Source organism: Methanomassiliicoccaceae archaeon (assembly GCA_034928305.1).
Lineage (GTDB): Archaea > Thermoplasmatota > Thermoplasmata > Methanomassiliicoccales > Methanomethylophilaceae > VadinCA11.
The window spans coordinates 577374-600793 of record JAYFOZ010000002.1 but is presented as its reverse complement, the minus strand read 5'-3'; the positions used below and the strand labels follow the sequence as shown (position 1 = coordinate 600793).

General features: G+C 53.7%; 24 protein-coding genes. 12 read left to right on the top strand and 12 right to left on the bottom strand.

Going from position 1 to position 23420, the window contains the following annotated elements; translation table 11 throughout:
- Positions 1-45 precede the first annotated feature (45 nt).
- On the top strand, positions 46-582 hold the full coding sequence (locus tag VB016_04915) for a flavodoxin family protein (GenBank protein MEA4977872.1): 537 nt from the start codon (positions 46-48) through the stop codon (positions 580-582).
- Here the strand turns inward: VB016_04915 and VB016_04910 are convergent, their stop codons facing one another.
- From VB016_04910 to VB016_04895, 4 genes are all read right to left on the bottom strand, one after another.
- Positions 583-1884, bottom strand: a complete 1302-nt coding sequence (locus tag VB016_04910) for a phenylacetate--CoA ligase (protein ID MEA4977871.1) — start codon at positions 1882-1884, stop codon at positions 583-585. It abuts the gene before it with no gap.
- 92 nt (positions 1885-1976) lie between these two features.
- Positions 1977-2915 (bottom strand): EF-Tu/IF-2/RF-3 family GTPase, encoded by a 939-nt coding sequence (locus VB016_04905; GenBank protein ID MEA4977870.1) that lies wholly within the window; start codon positions 2913-2915, stop codon positions 1977-1979.
- Entirely contained in the window at positions 2915-3343 is a 429-nt protein-coding gene (locus VB016_04900; protein MEA4977869.1) for an amino acid-binding protein, read from the bottom strand. The genes VB016_04905 and VB016_04900 overlap by 1 nt, the downstream gene beginning before the upstream one ends.
- The gene (locus VB016_04895; GenBank protein ID MEA4977868.1) at positions 3343-4641 is read right to left on the bottom strand and encodes a phenylacetate--CoA ligase; all 1299 of its coding nucleotides are present in this window, start codon (positions 4639-4641) and stop codon (positions 3343-3345) included. The genes VB016_04900 and VB016_04895 overlap by 1 nt, the downstream gene beginning before the upstream one ends.
- Positions 4642-4708: 67 nt before the next feature.
- On the opposite strand from VB016_04895, the gene VB016_04890 reads away from it, so the two are divergent.
- From VB016_04890 to VB016_04880, 3 genes are read left to right on the top strand one after another with little or no spacing between them, the layout of a single operon-like run.
- Positions 4709-5314 carry a class I SAM-dependent methyltransferase gene (locus tag VB016_04890; protein MEA4977867.1) on the top strand — a complete coding sequence of 202 codons (606 nt, stop codon included), beginning with the start codon at positions 4709-4711 and terminating at the stop codon, positions 5312-5314.
- A 49-nt stretch (positions 5315-5363) separates the two neighbouring features.
- Complete coding sequence (locus VB016_04885; protein ID MEA4977866.1) at positions 5364-5702, top strand: zinc ribbon domain-containing protein; 339 nt, start codon at positions 5364-5366, stop codon at positions 5700-5702.
- Between the two features lie 11 nt (positions 5703-5713).
- Entirely contained in the window at positions 5714-6244 is a 531-nt protein-coding gene (locus VB016_04880) for a YkgJ family cysteine cluster protein (GenBank protein MEA4977865.1), read from the top strand.
- Here VB016_04880 and VB016_04875 read toward each other — a convergent pair.
- Entirely contained in the window at positions 6232-7002 is a 771-nt protein-coding gene (locus tag VB016_04875) for an alpha/beta hydrolase (protein MEA4977864.1), read from the bottom strand. The two genes, VB016_04880 and VB016_04875, sit on opposite strands and share 13 nt — an antisense overlap.
- 104 nt (positions 7003-7106) lie before the next feature.
- Between VB016_04875 and VB016_04870 the strand changes: the two genes are divergently transcribed.
- Both VB016_04870 and VB016_04865 read left to right on the top strand, forming a co-directional pair.
- Entirely contained in the window at positions 7107-7682 is a 576-nt protein-coding gene (locus tag VB016_04870) for a flavodoxin family protein (GenBank protein MEA4977863.1), read from the top strand.
- A 4-nt stretch (positions 7683-7686) separates the two neighbouring features.
- Entirely contained in the window at positions 7687-8925 is a 1239-nt protein-coding gene (locus VB016_04865; protein MEA4977862.1) for a 2,3-bisphosphoglycerate-independent phosphoglycerate mutase, read from the top strand.
- Here the strand turns inward: VB016_04865 and VB016_04860 are convergent, their stop codons facing one another.
- The 3 genes from VB016_04860 to VB016_04850 are packed head-to-tail and all read right to left on the bottom strand — an operon-like array spanning position 8926 to position 11734.
- A complete protein-coding gene (locus tag VB016_04860) occupies positions 8926-9363 on the bottom strand; it encodes a hypothetical protein (protein ID MEA4977861.1) in 438 nt (145 codons plus the stop codon).
- Entirely contained in the window at positions 9354-9773 is a 420-nt protein-coding gene (locus tag VB016_04855) for a hypothetical protein (GenBank protein ID MEA4977860.1), read from the bottom strand. The genes VB016_04860 and VB016_04855 overlap by 10 nt, the downstream gene beginning before the upstream one ends.
- 50 nt (positions 9774-9823) lie before the next feature.
- Positions 9824-11734 carry a U32 family peptidase gene (locus tag VB016_04850; GenBank protein MEA4977859.1) on the bottom strand — a complete coding sequence of 637 codons (1911 nt, stop codon included), beginning with the start codon at positions 11732-11734 and terminating at the stop codon, positions 9824-9826.
- A gap of 106 nt (positions 11735-11840) precedes the next feature.
- Between VB016_04850 and VB016_04845 the strand changes: the two genes are divergently transcribed.
- Genes VB016_04845 through VB016_04830 form a run of 4 tightly spaced genes read left to right on the top strand, consistent with a single transcriptional unit; the run spans position 11841 to position 16080 of the window.
- The gene (locus VB016_04845) at positions 11841-12362 is read left to right on the top strand and encodes a hypothetical protein (protein ID MEA4977858.1); all 522 of its coding nucleotides are present in this window, start codon (positions 11841-11843) and stop codon (positions 12360-12362) included.
- 3 nt (positions 12363-12365) lie between these two features.
- Positions 12366-14135 carry a type II/IV secretion system ATPase subunit gene (locus VB016_04840; protein ID MEA4977857.1) on the top strand — a complete coding sequence of 590 codons (1770 nt, stop codon included), beginning with the start codon at positions 12366-12368 and terminating at the stop codon, positions 14133-14135.
- Between the two features lies 1 nt (position 14136).
- Positions 14137-15531, top strand: a complete 1395-nt coding sequence (locus tag VB016_04835) for a hypothetical protein (protein ID MEA4977856.1) — start codon at positions 14137-14139, stop codon at positions 15529-15531.
- A 42-nt stretch (positions 15532-15573) separates the two neighbouring features.
- Entirely contained in the window at positions 15574-16080 is a 507-nt protein-coding gene (locus VB016_04830) for a DUF2085 domain-containing protein (GenBank protein MEA4977855.1), read from the top strand.
- A gap of 111 nt (positions 16081-16191) precedes the next feature.
- On the opposite strand, the gene VB016_04825 is transcribed toward VB016_04830, so the two are convergent.
- Positions 16192-18429: an adenosylcobalamin-dependent ribonucleoside-diphosphate reductase gene (locus tag VB016_04825; protein MEA4977854.1), complete on the bottom strand. Its 2238-nt coding sequence runs from the start codon at positions 18427-18429 to the stop codon at positions 16192-16194.
- Between the two features lie 151 nt (positions 18430-18580).
- The gene (locus VB016_04820; GenBank protein ID MEA4977853.1) at positions 18581-19297 is read right to left on the bottom strand and encodes an aquaporin; all 717 of its coding nucleotides are present in this window, start codon (positions 19295-19297) and stop codon (positions 18581-18583) included.
- Positions 19298-19470: 173 nt separating this feature from the next.
- Between VB016_04820 and VB016_04815 the strand changes: the two genes are divergently transcribed.
- Both VB016_04815 and VB016_04810 read left to right on the top strand, forming a co-directional pair.
- Positions 19471-20106, top strand: coding sequence for a proteasome subunit beta (locus VB016_04815; protein ID MEA4977852.1), 636 nt, complete (start codon positions 19471-19473; stop codon positions 20104-20106).
- An 84-nt stretch (positions 20107-20190) separates the two neighbouring features.
- Positions 20191-22095, top strand: a complete 1905-nt coding sequence (locus tag VB016_04810; GenBank protein ID MEA4977851.1) for a beta-CASP ribonuclease aCPSF1 — start codon at positions 20191-20193, stop codon at positions 22093-22095.
- A 34-nt stretch (positions 22096-22129) separates the two neighbouring features.
- Here VB016_04810 and VB016_04805 read toward each other — a convergent pair whose 3' ends face one another.
- Both VB016_04805 and VB016_04800 read right to left on the bottom strand, forming a co-directional pair.
- Positions 22130-22669, bottom strand: a complete 540-nt coding sequence (locus VB016_04805) for a rubrerythrin family protein (GenBank protein ID MEA4977850.1) — start codon at positions 22667-22669, stop codon at positions 22130-22132.
- 85 nt (positions 22670-22754) lie between these two features.
- Complete coding sequence (locus VB016_04800) at positions 22755-23384, bottom strand: hypothetical protein (protein ID MEA4977849.1); 630 nt, start codon at positions 23382-23384, stop codon at positions 22755-22757.
- Positions 23385-23420: the final 36 nt, after the last annotated feature.

The following is a 23420-nucleotide window of genomic DNA, read 5'->3' as shown; positions in this document are numbered from 1 at the left end:
AAACGGTTATCTTGTTGTACCTGCTTCCAGGAACCGAGGCGTAAGATGAAGATCGCCATATTAAGCGGGACACCTAGAAGCAACGGCTATACTTCGGAACTTATCAAGAATCTCAGCGCCGGGCTGAAAAACGCAGGATGCGATGTTGATGTCGTAACCCTTTTTGACAAGGACATCCGCGGATGCAGCAACTGCGGCGTCTGTCAGAAAAAAGGCAACGAAGGCAAGTGCACCATAGTGGACGACATGCAGCCCATATTCCATATCGTTGACGATTCCGAGCTGCTGATAATAGCCAGTCCGATCTATATGTGGCAGTTTACCGCATGCACCAAAGCGTTTTTGGAACGCCTGCATTGCATGTACGACTCCCTCGACGGCAAGAGGGTCGCCCTGGCAATGACCATGGGCGACGACGAATATGTCGCATCTTACGCGGTAAGCGGGATGCTGGATATGTGCGAATACTATCATATGACGTATTTATCGTCCTTCGCCGTCCCGTACGCGGACAAGGACGAGATAAACCGCCCCCTTTATACCGAGAAGATGAGGGACTTCATCAACCGCATCACGGGATGATCAATCGTATCTGCGCAGGTCCTTCACGTGGCAGGACTTCCCCTCGAACCTTTCGAGGGAGCCCGGCAGCGTAAGATGGACGGTCGCCTTGATGTTCAGGACATCTTTCAGGCGCGACTCCACAGAGCGGGCCATCTTGTCTATGGATACCGTATCCTCGGTCAGGGAGTCTTCACTGATCTCGACATCGACCGTCATGCTGTCCATGAAATTCTCGTTCGTGAGCGTTATCTTATAGAAAGGTGTCAGGAACGCGAACTCGCCGATCACGCCCTCGATCTGCGACGGGAAAACATTCACTCCGCGGACGATGAGCATATCGTCCGTACGTCCGGATATGCGCATCAGTCTCGGGTGTGTACGTCCGCAACCGCACTTCTCCCACGTAAGCGAGGAAATATCACCGATCTTGTAACGGATAAGCGGGAACGCCTCTTTCTTGAGCATTGTCACGACGAGCTCTCCCCTCTCCCCGTCGGCGCACTGATCGCCGTTCTTATCGAGCACCTCGACGTACGCAAGATCGGCCCATACATGCAATCCGTCCTGTTTGTCGCATTCCAGGAACATGGGCCCATAGAACTCGCTGGCACCGTAGCAGTTATGGACCTTTATCCCGGTCCTTTCCTGAAGCTTGTGCCTCATGCTCTCCGACCAGGGCTCGCCGCCTGCAATTGCATAGCGGACCTTCGTATCCCTCCTGATGTCGATGCCTTTCTGGTCGCATACATCGGCGATATGGAACATGTAAGAGGGCGTTCCCGCGAAAGAGGTGATGGGGAGGTCCTGCATCATCTTGATCTGCCTTTCGGTATTCCCGGTGCTTATCGGGAGGACGGTCACGCCCATCCTCTCTGCAGCGTAATGGACTCCGAGGCCCCCGGTGAATAGGCCGTATCCATGGAAGTTCTGAAGAATATCGTCCCTGGACATGCCGAAGGACGTCATTCCCCTGTCCAGCGATTCGGCCCAGTTGTCAAGGTCGTTCTGCGTATATCCCACGACGGTGGGATTCCCGGTCGTACCGGAGGAAACGTGAAGCCTCACAAGCTCGTGATAGGGTTTAACGAACAGGTTGTCCGGGTAATTGTCCCTCAGGTCCGTCTTTTTCATGAAGGGGACATTTCTGAATTTCTCGAAACTGTCGATATCCTCGGGGAGAAGACCGACAGACTTCATCTTGTCGTGTATGAACTTGGAGGAATCGTACATTGTCCGCAGCTCGTTCCTCAACAGAGCCAGCTGCATCTTCTGTAATTCTTCTTTCGGCTTGGTTTCCAATTCTTTGTTCCAGTATGCCATGCGATACACGCTCCGTGCTATCGACTAGCACGTTATTTCCCGAATATTGAGCTACGACTTATAGCTTTAGGTCTCCAGGCTTGAAAACGGCATCAGAGGGTCACGGTACCTGCGACCCTGAGCTTCCCGCCTTCCAAATACATCAGCACCGCCTTGTCGCCGGGCTTGTAGATCAGATCGGACTCCATGTTGAGAGTGACTTCTTCTCCCGAGACGGATACAACGCATGGGACCATCTGCATCCAATGTCCCAGATGCATGACCATCCCGTCCTTCAGCGGATTCTTCCAATACTTCACCATTTCTACTTTACCGGTGAACTTACGCGTCATCGTCACTTCGCGGTCGGTTGTGAGCACAAATCCCCTGTCGAGATCGTCGGACTCTATGCCCCTGAGCGCGAGTCCTACGTGGTCGCCTTTCACGGCGTCATCTGCGTCTATATCATGCTTCTGGATCGATTTCAGGACCACTTCCCGCTTGAGCGGCAGGAGGGTCATCTTGTCGTGCTTTCGGAAGTGTCCTTCGGCGACGGATCCGAGAACGACCGTCCCAACCCCCTTGACGTTGAAATGGCTGTCCACCGGGCAGGAACCGCTTGTACCGTCCCCCGGCTTCCTGTTCTGCTCGGCCACCAGCTTAAGGAGCTCGTCCCTCATCGTTATTGGCTCAAGCTCCTTGAATTCGTAATTTTCCATGCATGTTCCGGCAATCAGCGGTTTCAGCTGCTCGGGCTGAATGTAATTTCTGAGTACGATCCATCCTTTGGATATTCCGACGCAATCCGCCATCAATATGGTCTCGCCGAGGAACGAATCTATCTTATCGACGACCAGTATTGCGAATTCGGCCATCTCGACCGTGTAGAATATCGAAGACATCTTCTCCGGATATTTCGAAGGCTCCAGCAACGTGACGGAATCATTCCCTTTCTTGAGTTCGAAAAACGTGATATCGGTAACTGTGCCTTTCTTCCCGATATCCCCTGCGACATCCTTGGCGCCCAGTACAGCGACATTGAGGTTGCTCATCAGATATCCGTTCCTTTCACGAGGGCTATGCCTGCTTTTTTGAGTGCCGCTACGGCCCTGTGGGGGTCGTCGACACGGATGAAGAACGCAGAGAGTTTCTTTCCTGCATATGCGTATCCGTATTCGATGTTTATTCCCTCGCGGCCGCAGACATCGGCGGCATCGAAAAGAGAACCGGGCGCATCATTGATGACTATTCCTATCACCTGGGTCTTTTTGACGATTATGCCTTTCTGTTTTATCTTCTCGAACGACTCCTCGGGATCGTCGACGATTGCGCGCAGTATCCCGAACTCGGCGGACTCCGCAAGGTTGAACGCCTTCATGTTAACGTTGCTCTCCTTTAGCGTCCTGGCTATCGCGGCCAGACGTCCCGGCTCGTTGTTCACAAAAATTGAAAGCTGAATGATCACGTTCTCTTCTGGCATTATAACGACCTCTTGTCTTTCACTCTCGACGCTTTACCGTCGAACCTCGGTAGCTCTCCCGGGGCCTTGAGCTCCACGTGTACAGCAAGGTTGAGGTATTTTTTAAGTTCGCTCTCTATGTGGGAGCGCAGGGAAATCATGTCTTCGACCTTGTCGCTGAAAGATTCCGGATTTATCTCGACCTGTACAACCATGTTATCCAAAGCGCCGTCCCTGGTGAGCAGGATCATATATTGGTTGCCCACCTGCGGGACCTGCATGAGCGCGTACTCGATCTGGGATGGGAATACGTTGATGCCGCGGACGATAAGCATATCGTCCGACCTCCCTGATATCCTGGCGATGCGGGGGGAGCTCCTGCCGCATGCACATACGTCGTCATAAACCGCGGAGAGGTCGCGGATCCTGTACCTTACGAGCGGGAATGCTTCTTTCTTCAGCATGGTGATGACGAGTTCCCCTCTCTCTCCGGATTCCAGAGATTCGCCGCTGTCCGGGTCGATGGTCTCCATATAGGCCATGTCTCCGCATATGTGGATGCCGTTGCGCTCCTCGCATTCGGTGAACATCGGACCGGCCAGCTCGGACGTTCCGTAAATGTCGTAGGCTCTGATGCCGGAAGATTCCTCGATGCGTTTTCTGATCCCTTCGCTCCAAGGTTCGGCCCCGAGGACCGCCTTCCTCAGTTTGGTGTCCCTCAGGAAATCTATCCCTATCTCCTTGGCCACGTCCATCATGTGTATGAAGTACGAGGGGGTACATGCGATCACAGTGACCTCCAGGTCCTGCATCAGCTCGAGCTGGCGCTCGGTGCTTCCGGTGCTGGCAGGGAGCACGGAGGCCCCGACCCTCTCGGCACCGTAGTGGAGTCCCAGCCCTCCCGTGAACAGCCCATACCCATAGGAGACTTGCAGGGTATCGTCCTCGCCGACCCCTATGGACGTCAGCGAGCGTGCAAGCGCATCTGTCCAATAATCGAGGTCGTTCCTCGTATATCCGACGAGCGTGGGCTTACCGGTGGTACCGGAAGAGACGTGGTATCTTACGATGTCCGTGTTCGGAACAGAGAACATCTTGGTCGGATAGTTGTCCCTGAATTCCTGTTTGGTCATGAAGGGAAGCTTGGAAATGTCGGATAGGGATCTGATATCGTCCGGTTTTACATTTACGGAATCCATCTTGTGCTTGTAAAATGCGTTGGAAGAATAGAGCTTCGATATGAGGGACTTAATACTGCTGTACTGCAGTTTCCTCAATTCTTCCCTGGGCAAACATTCTATCTCGGAGTTCCAGAACATGGTAGTCCACTGCGTTTCCTTATCGAATCCCTTTATTTATATTGAGCGAGCCCGTTGCACTGCCAGTATGGAAGGGGACAGGAAAGCTTGGGACGAGCTGTACCGCAGGCAGCCGAGAGCATGGAGGGGGGCATCTAAGGTACCGGACCTGGGCCTTTCCGCAGGCAGCTCTGTTTTGGACGTGGGATGCGGGAACGGAAAGACGTCCACGGCACTTATGGAAATGGGTTTCGATGTCACAGGCATAGATTTCTCCCCCGGTGCGGTTAGTTCATGCGAGGAACGCCTGGGCGACAGCGCACGGTTCATCGTTTCCGACTGTACGGAAATGCCGTTTTCAGACGGGACTTTCGACGGGATATACGCCGTTCACGTCACGGAGCACCTGGACGACGACGGACTTGAGAAGTTCGCGTCCGAATGTTTCCGCATACTCCGTCCGGGAGGGAGGCTGTATATCAGATCGTTCTCGCCCGACGACATGCGGGCATCCGAGGGCGACACTGTCAGAAACGGGATATCGTACCGTTACAGGACGCCGGAAGAGATCGCTTCGCGATTTTCCATTTTTGTCAGAGGATGTCTTGAAACCGTTACCGACAGGACCCGTTTCGGGACCGTAAGGAGCCGTTCCGAGTGCAATTTCATAAAACCCGACGGTCTGGGCCCCTAAATTCTCCTGTTCCGATAGGGTTAAATCCAGGAAGAAAATGGCAGTGTTTATGATCTGTCCGAAATGCGGAACCGATAATCAAGAAGACACATTGTTCTGCGAAAACTGCGACTGGCGCATGGACATGCCGTTCAAGGCCGCAAAGAAACGCAACGTGAATGTGCTGGCATGTGCTGTTCTGGCATGTGGTGCGCTATCCATTGTTCTGGCGTTTTTTACGGCTTTCGCCGGGATAGCTCTCGGAGCGGTCGGACTGCTTATCGGCGGTTACGCGATCAATGCGGTCCGCATTGTGAAGCCCGACAAGGAGAAGGTCCTGATGGTGGCCGCGGCGGCGGGGCTTCTGCTCTCCATGGTGGGGTTCATCCTGGGATTCGCACACATCTGAGGGGCTTTTGAATGGCTGTATACAGGGGACGTTACGTTCTTCAGGGACTTGCAGAGATATCTGAGATGATGAAGAAGGATCTTGACCTTGCATATGGCATCTGTGAGCAGTACAATGCCTCTTTCCCATGCCAAGAATGCGGCAAATGTTGCCACCAAAAACGGATAACGATCCTCCCCGAAGAGGTCGATAGGATATCTTCCGCGGCCAGGGTCCCGCTCGGAGAATTCATGTCTAGATATGCGGCGGTCGCCGGGGACGGGAAGATAATGCTCCTTAAGACGAACCCATGCGCATTCCTGAGCAAAGACAAAGGATGCACCGTCTGGAAGGACCGCCCGGAAATATGCAGGGAGTTCCCCTATCTTGTTTCCACCTTCATGAGCCGCGTATATCTGGCCATAGTCAACGAGAACGCTGATATCTTGGAGCTCGTCGATTACATGGATGATTCCTGGCCATGCACGAAAAATATCAGGGATACGATCGCTTCCAAAGTAGAGGAAGCTAGACTCATCAGGTCCGACGGTTACCTTCCGTGAGACATCGCGAAGGAAAAATAACTTTCCACGTACTTGGAAGGCATGATGTTGTGGCCTTCGCCTCTAAGTCTTATCATGGTGCAGTCCCGTATCCTGTCCGCCAGCGCATCGCCGAACTCCGGCGGCACCATATAGTCTTCTGAACCATGTATCGAAAGGGTCGGCGCCATGATCATATGTGCGTTGTCTTCCGTCGAATAAAGGTCCACCGCTTTTATCTGGTCGGCCAAGCCGTCGACGCTGTATCCGAAATCCTCCGCAGCCGTCCTTTTCTTGACGATGAAATACCTTTCGGGGAAGCACATGGCCTTCAACGGAACACTGAGGTATTTCAGCGGCATCCCATCCCTTATGGCCTCGATCATACCGTTGAGCATGAAAGAGGAACGCTCCGGCCTCCGGAGATATGAAGAAACAAGTGCCAGCGTGGAAACGCGTTCAGGGTAGCCGATCGCGAGGGACTGCGCTATCTGGGACCCCATGGACCATCCAAGGACGTGGGCTTTTTCAAAAGACAGCTTTTTCAGGAGTTCGGCGACGTCCTCGGCCATGTCGTTTATGGTGAACGGGCCGTCATATTCTGTAGCACCGGACCCCCTGTTGTCGACCGTGACGACCGTAAAGCGTTCGGAAGCCTCGGGTATCACATCTTTCCAGAAATCCATGCTGCTGCCGAATCCCGCAAGGAGGACCAAGGGGTCTCCCGACCCCGTTACGGAGTAGGAGAACCTTACCCCGTTCAGCTTGGCTATGGGCATAGCTACGGATTATAATTCCCCTACATATACGTGACGAGCCCGTCGATGGGTCATTTATTAAAAGATAAAGCGCTTCTCCCGATTGCGAAAAGCAGGACGTCCAAATGAAAGTCACAGCATTCAATTGCAGCCCCCGTAAGAATGGGAACACAGCGCACATGTTAATGTCGGTATTGTCCGTCCTTGAAGAGAACGGCATCGAGACCGAGTTCGTGCAGGTCGGAGGAGTGGACATGCACACATGCCACGCCTGCGGAAGATGCAAAAAGAACCTGGACGGCAGATGTGTCCAAGACGACGATCCGCTAAACGAGTTCTCCCAGAAGATGGTGTCTTCCGACGGAGTGATCATAGGTTCGCCCACATATTACGCCGACCTGAGCCCGGAGGCGAAGATCCTCATGGACAGAATCGGTTACTCTTGCAAGACAAAAGACGGCAACCCTCTCAGAAGAAAGGTCGGGGCCGCGGTCATTGCCGTCAGAAGAGCCGGTGCAATACACGCTTTTGACAGCATAAATCACTTTTTCCTGATCAACGAGATGGTGATCCCCGGTTCCACTTACTGGAACATGAGCCTTGCCAGAGCTCCCGGGGACTACGAGAACGATGCCGAAGGCGTGGCTACAATGAAGGCTCTCGGCGAGAACATGGCATGGCTTCTCAAAAAACTGGAGTGATCCCATGTCCGCTCAGAAAAAGAAGATATTGCTGATAGTGATGGACGGGCTCGGTGACCGCGGGAACGGGGAGCTCGATTGGCTCACCCCTCTGCAGGCCACGAAAACACCTAATTTCGACTGGTTCGCAAAGAACGGGATGTCCGGCATATGCGACACCATAGCTCCCGGCGTCAGGCCCGGGAGCGATACGGCCCACCTATCGATACTCGGATACGATCCGCGCGAAGTCTACACCGGCAGGGGGCCCTTCGAGGCCGCCGGGATCGGGCTCATAAGCAAGAAGGGCGACATAGCCTTCAGATGTAACTTCGCCACCGTAGACGATGACATGAACATCATAGACCGCAGGGCCGGAAGGATCAAGGAGCCCGATACCACCGAGCTGGTCAAGTCCCTGCAGGGCCTGACCATAGACGGGGTGCAGGCCATTGTGAAGGAGGGCACGGAACACCGCGCCGCTTTGCTCCTGAGGGGACCTGGGCTTTCCCCGGAAGTATCGGACCCTGACCCTCATGACCTTGCAAAGGTGCTCGAATCCAAACCTAAATGCTCCGGGGCGGTTTTCACCGCGGGTGTTGTAAACAAGTTCGTGACGATGAGCTACGAGGTCCTCAAAGACCATCCCGTCAACAAGAGAAGAGTAGCGGAGGGGCTTCCCCCTGCAAACGTTCTCCTTCCCAGAGGCGGAGGTTCTTTCCCCAACATCGAGCCGTTTCCGGAGATCCACGACATGCGTTCCGCATGTGTTGCCGGCGTCGGCATGATAAAAGGCATCTGCGGCGTTTGCGGACTGGATGTTCTCGACGTTCCGCCAAAGTGCACCGGGGGAACAGATTCGGATTTCACACTGAAAGCGAAGTTTGCGCTCGAAGCTCTGAAAAAATATGACTTCATACTGATGAACTGCAAAGCCCCCGACGTCTGCGGTCACGATGGAAACGCCAAACTGAAGTGCGAGATAATCCAGAGACTCGATGATATGGCCGGATACATACGCGACAACTTCCCGAAGGACCTGGTCATCGTGTTCACTGCCGACCACAGCACACCATGCAGCCTTATGGACCACAGCGGAGACCCGGTCCCCATCACGATATACACTCCGGGCATCGTCGTAGACTCGGCGACCGAATTCAGCGAGTCCGGTTGCGCGATGGGATCGATCGGCCGCATAAGAGGTTTCGATATCGTGCCCATATGCATGGACCTTGCGAACAGGACGGAGAAGTACGGAGCATGATCAATACACTGTCAGAATGTACACTGCTGTGAAATTATCCCCGGTGATCTTCTGAGAAAAAGAAGAGCCCGGCGTTCCGGCCCCGGACCCCACGGTATAGGACATCCCGTTGTGCTGGACCGTGAGGACGTACGCCCCTTCCCTCAGAAAATGCGAATCGAGTATCTCCTCCGCCGCCCGGGCGGCATCGCAGTCAGTGTACATTCCGTATACCAGCGCTTCGCACATTTTGACCGTGACCGGACCGCAGTCCTCCTCTATCTGTATCTCCACGTCGGACTCGAGAAGCAGAGGCAATATGTCGGATGCGCCCTGGAATTCGCTTTTTTCGGACGTTTCCAAAAGAGAGAACATCGCTGAAAATGCGATCGTCATCATGACAATGAATATCATGGCATCCACCGTCGCGGTGAATCCCTTTTTGTTTTTCAGGCCCATGTTCTGACCTCCAGATTTACCAATGCCGTTCCTCCGGCATGGTCGACGGAACAGATCCTCCTTTCCGTGGACATCGTGCCTTCGAACGTGCCGGCGCTGAAATACAATCGGCCTTCGAACCTGGGTTCTCCTGCAGAATCGGGCACCGAAGTGCACATTACCGAGGCGCCTCTGATACCCCTGAGATCCATCTGTGATTGCAGCTCGCCCTGAAGGTCCCCTTCGATCCTGCCGTCCGCGATACGTATGCCGCCGGCAAGGGAATCGATGTCAAGGGCCCTGTTCTCGACATCGGTCTCCAAGGCGTATATCGCAGTTGCACCTATGAACGCCGTAAGGACCAAAGTTACCGTCATGGCGGCCGCCATGGCCTCCATGAAACCGATATCCCCTTTTCTGTTCATCCTCATATGACCGGGGTCGGTCTATGTGATGAAATAAGCCTGAAGTTACAGTTAAATTAATTGACCCCGCGCTGGTAGTGGCCGTACGTAACGGAGCCGCACATCTCGGAGATCTTCGACTTCTTCGATATGTCGCGTTTTGCATATGCCTCGGCCACCAGTTTCGCCAGCTGGGCAGGGCGCTTCCTCAGGTCGATTCCGAAAGAGTCCACTCCCATCTTCTGAAGCTCCGGCAACTGTTCAAGAAGCATGAGGTCCGATGAATTGAGCAGATGCGACATCCCGTTGCCGTCCTTGTATACGGGGAACTGGAATTCTTTTTCGTCTTCCATTATCCCGTTTCCCATGGCCGGGTCGCGCGTGACCATGAGCTCTTGTCGCCCGAACACCATTACTTCCACTAGGCCGCTGTAATATTCGGTGATATTGCGGATCTCGTTCTTTGAAAGCTCCATTGAAAGAGTGGTCTGATTGACTGTCAGCGGATAGTACGAGTTGAAAAAATTCATGAACGTGCTGCCATAGATCTCCGGCGACCTCCTGTTGGCATACAATTGGCCTACGGTGTTGACCATCACGTGTGTGTCTTCCAGGGCGATATCGGTGGGGTCGAACCTCGGGAGCAGAGTTACGCACTCTATCTTCCCCGCCCTGCATATCTCCCTGGCCTCCTCTATGCTGTCGCCCAGTTCAAAATAGACCCTGTCTGCGTGGTCTGCGACAGCCTCAAGGTTCCTTATCGAGTTCACATAGAACGAAATCTCGGGCTTGGTCTCCTTCCTGTGGACCCTTTCGGGTATCGACCTGCGTTTGGGTTCGTTGCGCTTTGTCTTTCCGGTGAAAACGGGAACTGCCCCGATCAGGTTCTTCACCTCGTCTATGCGGGGGTCGTAGGTCCTGTATATCTGGTACTTTCCGTTGGGCACTTTGAAAGGGGCCGTCACCTTCTTGGTCTCGCCGACCTTGAATCCGCCGATCTTTTCATCGCCCTTGAATATGGATATCCCGTCCCTTGTGTTCAGGACCTCGCTGAGGTCAGACTGCAGGAAGGAGCGGTCTATGATGTCTGCCGTCCCCAGGTAATATCCTCTATTGTCGGGATATAAGGATTGCACCGGCGAGATGACCCCGCCGAAATACCCGTCGCATATACCGCGGTTGAATATCGTATGCAGCAACCCCGAGGTGGCGGCTATCGTCTTGTTGTCCTCTCCGTTCTCCTTCATCGAGTAGACCTTCGAAGCAAGATATGCGTATGCCGGGCTCCGCATCCTGCCTTCGATCTTCGCCGAGGTGATACCGATCTCCTTCAGCATGGGAATATAATTGAGCCCGTAAATATCGGCGCAGCTCATTATGTACTCGTTCCTGGCTCCGAGCTTGTATTTCTTTCTGCACGGCTGGGCGCATTGTCCGCGGTTGCCGCTCCTGCCGCCGATAATGCTTGAGAAGAGACAGCCGCCGGACACGCAGTAGCACAATGCGCCCTGGACAAAGACCTCGGTCTCCACGGGCGAATCCTTGACGATTTTTCTTATCTCCTCCAAAGTGAGCTCGCGTGCGAGTATCGCCCTGTCTATTCCATTCGAGGCGCACCATTCCAGGCCAGCTCTCGAATGGATCCCCATCTGTGTCGAAGCGTGCTTGGGTATGTCCACCTTGCTTAATTGCTTCAGAAGTCCCAGGTCCTGGACCAAGACCGCGTCCGCATCGATGTCCGACAGGAACCTCACGAACGAGAGCGCATCGTCCATCTCCGAGTCCTTTATGAGCGTGTTAACGGTGACATATACTTTGACGCCGTGGTCATGCGCGTACATAACTGCGCCCTCTATCTGCTGGTCGGTGAAGTTGTCCGTGAAAGCTCTGGCTCCATACGATTTACCACCTAGATATACGGCGTTGCATCCGCCTTTGATCGCAGCGACCAACCCCTCGGGGGAACCTGCGGGAGCCAAAATTTCCATAGCGGACACTAGGTAAGCCTATCCTTTATAACTTATCCCTCGGACATGTTCTGAATGCTAACTGTAATTTTCCATTTTAATACCCCGATCCGTCGGTCAAATGGCCATGGAACAAAAATCCCCGAAAAAAAAGAACAGAAAGAACGGTGCGGCAATGTCCGAGATCGACGGAGATGTGCTCAGCATAGATTGCAGGGGCTGCAGAAAGATACCGGATGCGGGCAGTGCGGAATGCATAAGATGTATCGTATCAAACATATCCGATAACGGTTGCGTAGCGCGGATCCGCCTCAGAACGGGCAGAGATATGGAGATATCCGGGCCCGCCGTCGAAATACTGTGCAAACTGTCTTTCATCGATAGGTCCGCCTCATCTATCGATAACGATAGAACGCATAGGTGCAGGTCGTGTCATTACTCATACGATAGGATCGTCGGCATAGCATGGAACAGCTTTCCTACTCCGGACTTCTCGGGGGCCCGCGGGAAGCTGATGTCGTTCAGGGCCGCCAACAATGTCTGCGATGTCTGTATCCAGAAAACATACAGGGCCTTGGATCAGGCCGAGCTCTCTGTTTCTGAAATCTCCAAAAGAACTTCCGCCATGGCCGGCGGCAAGGGGGTCTGAAGCATGCCGAGGATATGGAGCGGCAGACCCATGAAAGATTATGGAACGTCGGGGGTTTTCGGCGGCGCTGAAGAAAAGGCTGAAAAAACCAACGGCCCGGTCCCACGGTACGGAGCACCGGTGAGACTGGAGTCTAACACAGCAGGCCTTGTAGCCGATATTGGCAAGATCGCGGCATCCAATATGAGGGTGAAGCCCACATACGCGGACTGCTGGCTGATCGGCTCGGCAGACGAATTGGACATCATCTCGGAATACAGGCTTCCGGGCGCCGGCGTCATCATCGGTACCTCCTCTGAAGGCGAGACCGAATATAATCTCGCACCGGACGAGTACACTTCGGCAGATTCTATAAACGCGGTCGTGTCCAAGGCTATCGACGGCATCCGCGATTCATACAGGAAAAGAGGGGGGAGAATGGACAGGCAGAGCGTCCTGAGCGAGTCCCGCGGAAGGATAATGGAACTTTCGGATACGATCGAGGCCGTCTACGGAAGCAACTGCATCGATCTCGACAAGGTCATCGACGGCCTCTGCGAGACCGTTCACAGATACACGGTCGGGCTGGGAATATTCGACATCCTGCTATCGGACCCGAGGTTGGAGGACATATACATCGATGCACCGTGCGATAAGAACCGCATACATGTGACGATGAGCGGAGTGTCCGGCATCAACTCTAATTTGCGTTGCAGGACGAACCTGATGGTGGACCGCAAGGAGGTGATGAACCTGATAAGCGTGCTCAAAAGGGACAGCGGCCTTCCGTTCTGCGAGTCGGAGCCTGTCCTGGAGACGGACATGAAGGGCCGTGACGCAAGGGCTACCGTGATCGGGTATCCCATGAGTCCCAACGGGGATGCGGTATCGATCAGGAAACATTCCACCAGGCCGTGGACTCTTACAAGGCTTATAGCAAACGGTACGATCGACCACGAAACGGCGGGGCTGCTGTCGTTTCTGGTCGATAACCGTTGCACATTCCTGATATGCGGAGCAAGAGGTGCAGGAAAAAGCTCGCTCCTGACGGCGCTGATGTTCGAGTTCCCTATGGCCCAGAGGATACTGACCATCGAGGACACGATAGAGCTCCCGGGCGAAAGTATGAGGAAGATGGGTTACAAGGTCCAGTCTATGCTCATAAACGAAAAAATGGACGGGGACAATCTTTCCCGTGCAGACGAAGCTCTGAGAGTATCTCTCAGGATGGGGGAATCGGCCATCATCCTGGGCGAGGTCAGAGGCGAGGAGGCGAAAACACTCTATCAGAGCATGAGGACCGGACGTGCCGGAAGTTCGATAATGGGCACAATTCACGGGGATTCTGCAAAATCCGTCTATAATCGTGTGGTGCACGACATGGGCATCGCCCCCGAAGCCTTCATGGCCACCGACATCCTGGTAACATTGGGTTCTCTCAGGGACAGGCGGGCGGGCAACCAGAAGAGGATGCTCAACGAAATCGTAGCTACCGGCGAAAGGGCAGGGGAGTTTGTAGACGTCTCCGATGCAGAAGGGCTGTTCTCGTCCCCCATGATGAAAAGGATATCCTCCTCCTGCGGTATGGACAGGAAAGAAATCCTGAACGATATCCGCGCAAGGTCCGGTATCAGGAAGCTGCTGGCAGAGAAGGGTGCTCAGGACGACAGGTTCCTCGGGCCCGAATGGATAATCGTGGCGAACGACCACATATCCAGGAACTCAAACAAGGACTCTGGTATTCTGATCGGGTCCTTTGAGGCAAAGGTCCGCAGGGCAGAGGGGGGCGAATGAATTGAAATCCAAAAAAACAGACTTCAGACCGCTGATGGGCGAGGGGCCGAGAGCGGTCGGGATGATGTCGGTCGTCATCGAATCCGGAGGGTCTTTGGACTCGGCCGTCAGAGATGTGGCGGCGGAAGGTCCCGACAATACAAAGAAGCTGTTCTCCGGCATCGTCCAAGACACGGACACCAGGGTTGCCCCGGACATCAGGTCAGGTTTGAACGATCTCATGGCCCAGCTGCCCAAGGAACTGGCGACCTTCAGACGTTCGGTCCACATGCTTATGGCGGCCTCCGAGATGTCTTCTGGTTCCGAGAAAACAAGGATTTTAAAGGATGCGACCGACATCTCGCTCGCCGGGCTGAAGGAAACGGGAGAAGCGTACAGCTCTTCGCTTTCGAACCCCTGCATGATGATCTTCGGCCTGGGCATCATGGTCCCCATGATCATGATGTCCATACTTCCGATACTGCAGATAGGCGGCATGTTCGGCGCATCTTTGGGATTGGCCCCTGTGATCGTAACAACTCTTGTGATTGTGCCTGCATGTGTTCTATGCGTCACACTGTCGATCAATGCGAAGAACCCGTTTGGAACAGAAGAAGGTGACAGGGACTGGAGATGTCTAATGCCTCTGCTTGTATCCGTCCCGTTGGGGATCGTCGGTTGGAACATTACGGGAGACGTGGTTCAAACGATGGTCTTCGCGGCGGTGCCTGCCGGTGCTCTGACCTTCGCTTTACTGAATCCATCTCATGTCAAGGAAAAGAAACGTGCCGAGACGGAAAAGCTTCTTAAAGATTCCATCTTCGAACTGGGGAACCGTCTGATATCCGGAGATAATTTCGAGAGCTCGGCGATAGGCGCGTTGGAGGCCAGAAAAGAGACTTTCGACATTTCGGACATTCTCAGAAAAGAAATGACCCTCTGCAGGGGCGATGTCCGTTCAGCGATACGGTCCGCCCTCGGGACCATATCTCCTCTTACGGCCGACACTTATTGCGAGGTATACGATGCGTCTCTGAGGGATGTCCGGGAAGCAGGACGGCTCGCAATATCGATGGGAAGACAGATGCAGGACCAGGAAACCGTGAACAAAGGAATATCGAACAAATTGAAAAGCATGTTCGACATGATGACTGCTACCGCCGCGATCTTTGCACCTATGGTGCTGGGTCTTTCAGTATCGATGCTGAGGCCATTGTCCGAAATATCCGAGGCGGCGGACATGACGGGAACTTCCGCGGTGATCGCGATATATCTGGTGGAACTGTGCGCAATGATGGCCATACTGACCGCCGCACATACAGGAAAAAACGGTGTGAGGAATATTGTGTACAGGTTCTCGATGATGCTCCCGCTGTCGATGACCGTCTTCTTCGCATGTATGTCCGTCGCGCTCTAAACCCATTATTACTTTTTAATATCAAACGGATATCCTTAGCCGATGAGGGCTGGCATTCCCGGGCTGATGATATCCGCTTTTCTATTTACGATACTGGCACTTATCGTTGCAGTCCCTCTGATCCATCAGCCGGGGATATTTACAGGTCTTGACGGCACAACAGGCGTCATGGACCATAGTTGGAGCGCAGAACAGTTCATTTACGCCCTCGGAGACATGTTCTGTCACCAGCAAACGGAAAGGAGCTTTGTGATAAACGGGTCGCAGACCGCTTTCTGCGCCAGAGATATCGGGATCTTCGTCGGATGCGCCCTCGGGCTCATACTTACATACAGGTCCGCGGGAAGATATCCGTTCACCGACCGGAAAACGATGTACCTGGGTTTTGTCCTCTTATCGGTGATGGCGGCCGAGTGGGCGGCCGGAACGGCAACAGGTTATGATCTGGACCGCCTGAGGTTCGCGGCGGGAGCCGTCGGAGGGCTGGGCATCGCCATGGTGATACAGAACATCGCCTCTGAACCGTGGAAAAGTGAGGGAGCGAGCTGAGGCTCAACGCGGGCCTGTCTGAGTTCTCGATTTGAGGCGCACGGATTTATACGGTGCGATATAGAACAGGTCTTATCGCTGCTCCCTCGGAACAATATTGTTTTCGCAGTATTAATCACACTTGGTCCAGCCACAGGATTTGCATACATTGCACCCTCCCTGGAACTCCAGTTCGGAACCGCACTTCGGACAGGGGTTGATGATCTTCCTTATGGGCTCCGCGGGTATGTTGTCGGCGCCCTTCACTTCGATCTGCATCTCCTTCCACATATCGACGAGAGCGTATCCTATCGCCATGGGGCAACAGGAGCCTTTGCTCGTATCGTGCTTGGTGAACGTCCTTACCGTGTAAGACGGGCACGAACCGCAGCTCTTCAGCTGGTCCACTATAGAGTAAACATCGCATCCGCTCCTTGCCGCGAGCGATATCATCCTGGAGAGCCCGATCATGAAATTGTTGCATCCGCCCGTGGACCCTTTGTTCAGATATGCTTCTACGAGATCTCCCGTCTCCGGGTCGAAGAACGCCGTGCAGTGCAGGCTGCCGCACCCGGTCATGAGCTTTCTCTTCTTGCCCACAACGTTGTCTGCGACCTCGACTACCGAACCGCGCCTCTTTTTCTCGGCCTCGGCCTCTTCTTTATCTCTCTTTTCCTTGTCCTCGGCCTCTTTGGGAGTGAGTATGCTGTCGCGCTTGCATCCGTCCCTGAAGACGGTGACGCCCTTGCAGCCTCTGTTCCAGGCATATAGATAAAGGCCCTCTATTTCGGCCTCGGGAAAATCCTTGTGCAGATTTACCGTTGAGCTTATCGAAGCATCGATACGCTTCTGCCAGGTCGCCTGCATGTCTATGCGCTGCCTGTAGTCGATCACCTGCGCGTTTGTGAAGTAATCCGGAAGCTCGGAATCATCCCGGTAGCCGTGCTCCTCCATGAACTCTTTCACTACGGGAGTGTATACCCTATAGTACTCGTCCTTGCTTGAAAGGGACACGGTCCTGCGCTCATAATAGTTGGCGAATATGGGTTCTATCCCTCCGGATATGCCCAACATCGTGGAGAGCGTCCCTGTGGGGGCGATGGTCAGCAGCTGTGAGTTCCTGAGCCCGTACATGGCGACGAGGTCCCTCGTCTCCTGGGTCGTGTTCTCCATGAAATACGGCGAGGCGAGCACCTGCTCGATCACGCACTTGGGGAACATGCCGTCTTCCGAGGCCATGATCGCCGATTCGCGTATGGCGGCATCCGCCATTACGAACGCCAGCCTGTCGCAGAACTCGACCGCCTCTTCGGAGCCGTACCTGAGCCTGAGCTTGATGAGCATGTCGGCGAGCCCCATTATGCCCAGGCCGATCTGCCTCCAGTCCCTGACGGACTCCCTCTGTTCCTGAAGGGGATGCAACGGAAGGCCTTCGTCAAGAACTTCGTTCAGACCACGGACCGATATGCCCACGGCCTCCCTGAATTCGTCCTCCATGAATAGCCCTTCTTTTATGAATGCGGCGAGGTTTATGCTCCCCAGCAGGCAGCTTCCTCCGGCAGGCAATGGCTCTTCGGCGCACGGATTGGTTCCCGCATACGAATAGTCCGGGAACTCGCTGAGCAGATTCCAATCAGATATACGGTCCCAGAAAAGGCATCCTGGCTCACCGTAGTCCCAGTTCGCGTTGCACAATTTTTTGAAGAATGCGTTGGCATCGATGTCGCTGTTGACGGTCTCGCCCGTTTCGGGCCTTGTAAATTTCTGTGTGTATGTCTTGTGGTCTTTGACCGCATGCATGAACTCGTCTGTCATACGTATCGACATATTGGCCTTCGTTACACGGGTGAGGTCTGTTTTCACGCCCATGAACTCCTCCATGTCCGGATGTTCGCATGAGAGCGAAAGCATGAGCGCCCCGCGGCGGCCGCGCTGGCCAATAAGGCCCGTGACCATGGAGTACAGGTCCGTGAAAGACACCGACCCCGATGTCTCGGAGGCGGTGTTGTTAATCTTGGCACCCCTGGGTGCAAGCTTGGAGAGATCTATGCCCGCCCCCCCGCCGTAGCTGAACGTTCGGGCGAGCTTTCCTGCCGTCTCGAATATAGATTCGATGGAATCTTCGGGAGGCGTCAGAACGTAACAGTTGGAATAAGTCACCTTTATGCCCGTTTTATAAAGGCCGCGGTTGGCTAGTATCCTTCCGCCGAACAGGAATTTCTTCTCCGCGACCATCCTACGGATGTCCCTGTTACCTTCGGAAACGCGGTCGAGCCACATATCGAAAGACTCTCCGCTGTGACAGTATTTCTTCTGCCAAATATCAATTCCCAGTTGGTTATCCCTACCGAGCCAATCCTCGATCTCCATTTTTTACAGTCTCCGTCCGATGTGATATCCTATTGGTTAATAATCAATTGGGATGGACTTTTTTAAGTGCGAGATACGCAAAAAATAGTAGTCCGACACTATGCATAGGTAAAAAAAATAAAAAGTTTCACGATGCGCATCGAAGCCGTGTTCAGGCAGACTCGGGCTTGAACACATGCTTGTAGAGCAGACCGGCGATCAGTGCGCCGACGAGCGGAGCGGCGATGAACACCCAGACCTGCTCGAGCGCGATCGTCGTACCGGCAACCGCCAGGAATATGGCGGGCCCGACGCTCCTTGCAGGGTTGACGGAAGTTCCCGTGAGTCCGATGCCCAGCAGGTGGACGAACGTCAGGCTTCCGCCGATGGCCAGTCCGGCCTGTTCGGCCGTCTTCTTGGAGTTCGTGACGCCCAAGACCGTCAGGGTGAAGAATATGGTGAGGAGTATCTCGACGACGATCGCTCCGACCATCGTTATGGAGTAAGCGCCCTGTCCGAAGAATCCGTTGGTTCCGAGCCCCGCGACAATGTTATCGCCGATGACGACATCCATGCCGTTCGCGACCACTATGTAGTACAGGAGCCCTGCACCGACGATACCTCCGACGAACTGGAACACCCAGTAAAGAACCATCGTCTTTGTGTCTATCCTGTCATCCACGCGAAGCGCCAGAGAAACCGCAGGGTTGATATGGCATCCCGAAATGTCCCCTATGCAGTATGCCATTGCGACGATCGCCAAACCGAACGCCAGAGCAGTCGCGACGAGGTTTCCGCCGGAAATAACCGCTACACCGCAACCCATCAATGTCAGCACCATCGTGCCGACCATCTCTGCAATATATGCTTTCCATTCCTTTTTTTCCATCTTTATCCCTTCATATCTGCAATACCACACAATGTGGCGATGAGTAATATTTGAATCATGAGATAAATCTTTTTAGCACGTTGCAGAAATGAAAACTTATATAATCAACGAAACTATGAGTGTCAATAAGCCCGATACGGCTGATTCTTATTTTAAAAATCTGAGGTACACAAATGGCAGGGGATGAAATTCTTAAGACAGGCACAACCACGATCGGCCTAAGACTGAAGGACGGTGTGATACTGGCCACCGATCAGAGGGCGACAATGGGGAACTTGATCGCAAACAGCGACGTTAGGAAGGTCTACCCGCTATCGGACAACATCGGCATGACTATCGCCGGCTCCGTCGGAGACGCACAGCTGATGGTCAGGTACATGACGGCAGAGATTTCCCTTTACTCGATGAAAAAGGGCAGCCAGATATCCGTCAGGTCGGCAGCGACGCTCGTTGCCAACATTATCCGCCAGGGATTCTACCTCGGGCTCATCATCGGAGGATACGACAAGACCGGAGGTCACGTATACAGCATCGATGGTGCCGGAGGGTACCTCGAAGACAGATACATGTCCGTAGGTTCAGGCTCAGTGTTCGCACTCGGTTCCCTGGAAGCCTCGTTCAAGGACGGGATGACCAAGGAAGAAGGCATGGACGTCGCCATAACGGCCCTCAACTCCTCAAGGAGAAGGGACACCTACAGCGGCGATGGCTTTATGATTGCGTACATCGGTAAGGACGGATATCAGGAGATCCCGCAGCCCGAGATCATCGAGCGTTGCGAAAAGCTCGGGTTCCGCTACCCGAATTAAACCCACTTAACAAACCTTTAATTTTTAACAACTTAGAATATAACTGGTGCCGTTGTTTTCTAACGGCGCCTTGGCAGGATTCAAATGAACGCAGACAGGCTGTTCGACAGCCTTAGGGAAGAGATCACCCGGCTAGCGCCGGAGAACCTCGAAATATCCTCAATCGAATTCGAGGGACCCTTGGTTGTCGTCTATACAAAAGAGTACGACAAGGTATCAGGCAACAACAAGGCCGCGAGGGATCTAGCGCAGAGCCTCCACAAAAGGGTGGACATCAGGCCCGACCCTTCGACGTTGGGCGACCCATCGATAGTAGAAGAGAAACTCCGCTCGATGATACCCGAAGAAGCAGGAATATTCGACATATTTTTCAACGATGAAACGGGAGAGGCCACGGTAGAGGCCATAAAACCCGATGTCGTCAAAGGCGACGAGGGATCGCTGATACTTAACCTGAAACAGGAGACCGGATGGAACGTCAAGGTCATCCGCACGCCCCCTATCCCGTCCAAGACCATATCTGACGTCCGCGGATACCTCAGGGCATACAAGGACGAGAGGCACGAGATGATGCGCCGGGTGGCCAGAAGGCTTGCCCGCCCCACCATCGGGGGCGAACAGTGGGTAAGGGTGACCGCAATGGGAGGTTTCAGACAGGTCGGAAGGTCCGCATCTCTCCTCACTACGAGGGAGAGCAAGATCCTCATCGACTGCGGTCTCGACCCGGGCAGCGACGACACTCCGTACTTTGCCATTCCGGAGGCGCAGCCTCTCAGCGAGCTCGATGCCGTTGTCATCACACACGCACATCTCGACCACTGCGGGACCCTTCCCGCACTTTTCAAGTACGGATACGACGGACCGGTGTACTGCACCGCGCCCACCCGCGACCTGATGGCGCTCCTTCAGCTGGATAATATCAAATTGGGCTTCGGCGAGGCCAGGAAGAACCTCTATGAAGCGAAGGACGTGCGCAACGAGATGATGCATACGATACCGCTCAAGTACAACGAGACCACGGACATCGCTCCCGACGTCCGTCTTACACTGTACAACGCCGGGCACATACTCGGTTCGTCCATAGCGCATTTCCACATCGGCGACGGCTTACACAACGTAGCATTCACCGGCGATACAAAGTTCGAGAAGACCTGGCTGTTCAATCCGGCCAACAACAAGTTCCCACGCCTGGAGTCGTTGGTCATAGAGTCAACGTACGGCGGCAGGAACGACGAACAACCTTCCAGGGCCGACGCCTCGGAAGAGCTGGGAAAGCTGATGAAGCAGGCCGTAGAGAGCGGAGGCAAGGTACTTGTCCCTGTTTTTGCAGTAGGAAGGTCACAGGAAGTCATGCTTGTCATAGAGGAACTGATGCGCACCGGCAAGATCCCGACGATGAACGTCTATCTCGACGGAATGATCTGGGAAGCAACGGCTATACACACAGCCTATCCAGAATACCTCAACAGCCAGCTGAGGACACGTATATTCCAGCTGGATGAGAATCCTTTCCTTTCGCCCATATTCAAGAGGGTAGAGACCTCCGGTATGAGAGAAGAGATATGCCATTCCCCTGACCCATGCATCGTGCTCGCGACAAGCGGCATGATGTCGGGAGGCCCTGTAATGGAGTATTTCAGAGAATGGGCGGACAACGAGAAGAACTGGTTGCTGTTCGTGGGATATCAGAGCGAAGGCAGCATCGGGCGCACCATACAGAGAGGGCGCACGGACATAACCCTCAACCACCGCGGAAAGTCGATCAATCTGAAGATCAAGATGAACCGCGAGACCGTGGACGGCTTTTCTGGACACTCGGACCGCAAGCAGATGATGAAGTTCATATCCACAATGGAGCCCAGACCGGATAAGATCCTGATAGGTCACGGCGAGGACCGGAAGTGTTCCGATCTTGCATCCTCCATCTATAAGAAATTCGGCATCGAGACGAAGGCGCCTCAGAATCTGGAAACCATAAGGCTCAGATGAACCGCCCCCGAAGGGTAAGTTGTTTGACCTGGCATCACCAGTTCATAGCTCTTAATTCGAAGTATGACTGGGGGTGCTTGCATACGGGGCACACCTTGGGGGCCTCTGCTGCGATATGTATGTAACCGCAGTTGATGCACTTCCACATGACGACCTTGTCCTTCTTGAATACGATGCCCTGCTCAAGGTTCTTCAAAAGTGCCAGATACCTGGCCTCGTGCTCCTTCTCTACGCCGCCGACGGCTTCGAAGAGTGCTGCTATCTGTTTGAATCCTTCCTCGCGGGCGACCTTGGCGAACTCGGGATACATTTCATTGGTCTCGTAGTTCTCGCCCTCGGCCGCATCTTTCAGGTTGGCGACGGTGTCGGGTATGCAATCGTCATGAAGGGCCTTGAACCAGAGCTTGGCATGCTCCTTCTCGTTCTCGGCGGTCTCCATGAATATGTTTGCAATCTGTTCATATCCTTCTTTCTTCGCCTGTGACGCATAGTAGGTGTACTTTGTCCTTGCCATGCTCTCTCCGGCAAAAGCGCTGTTAAGATTCGCTTCTGTCTTAGATCCTTTGAGTTCCATATTTCACCTCGTTCCAGCTAGGCGGTTGGCAAATATGAACTTATCTTTAATCAGTTCACAATGTTAATTGTTTTTTACAAGATGGTCAAATCTTTTTCGGTTTGTGGCCGAAACCCCTCTTAAGGTTGCCGTCGGAGTCAAAATGATTGCTCAATAGTTTGGTGAGATTCTTCCTCACGTTGTGATTCTCCGGGTCGAGAGTTATGATGGTCTCAAGTTCCTTCTTTGCCGACACATAATCTCTGAGGTCGTTAAGCAGAAGCGAGGCGTAATTGATGCGATAATCGCTGTTCTTCGGGTCTTTGGCTATCGCCTTCGAGTAGTATTCTGCGGACTTTTTGAAATCGAGCATCTGCATCCTCAAAAAAGTTCCATATGCATCGAATACATCTGCAGAGGGATCGATCTCCGCCAGATGTTGGTACAGCTCGTTTGTCTCTTTGTTGAACTTCTTTTTTGAACTGAGAGCGGTTACCTTGGCCTTAAGGCAATCAACATTGTCCGGCTCCAGCTCGGATACGATGTCGAGCTGAAAAATGCCGAAATCAAACATATTCAGGCTGTAAATGTATATGTTGGACAGAAGAATGCGGGGTTTTGCATTGTGCGGATCCTTGACCAGATACTCTTCCAATGTTTTCGCTGCACCCTGTGGGTTTCCGCTAGAGCTCTGGCGTTTGGCACGTTCCATAGCCTCATATGCGAGGTCTTTCATAGTGCCCCCGAAGACAAACTAGGGTATAATCCTTCT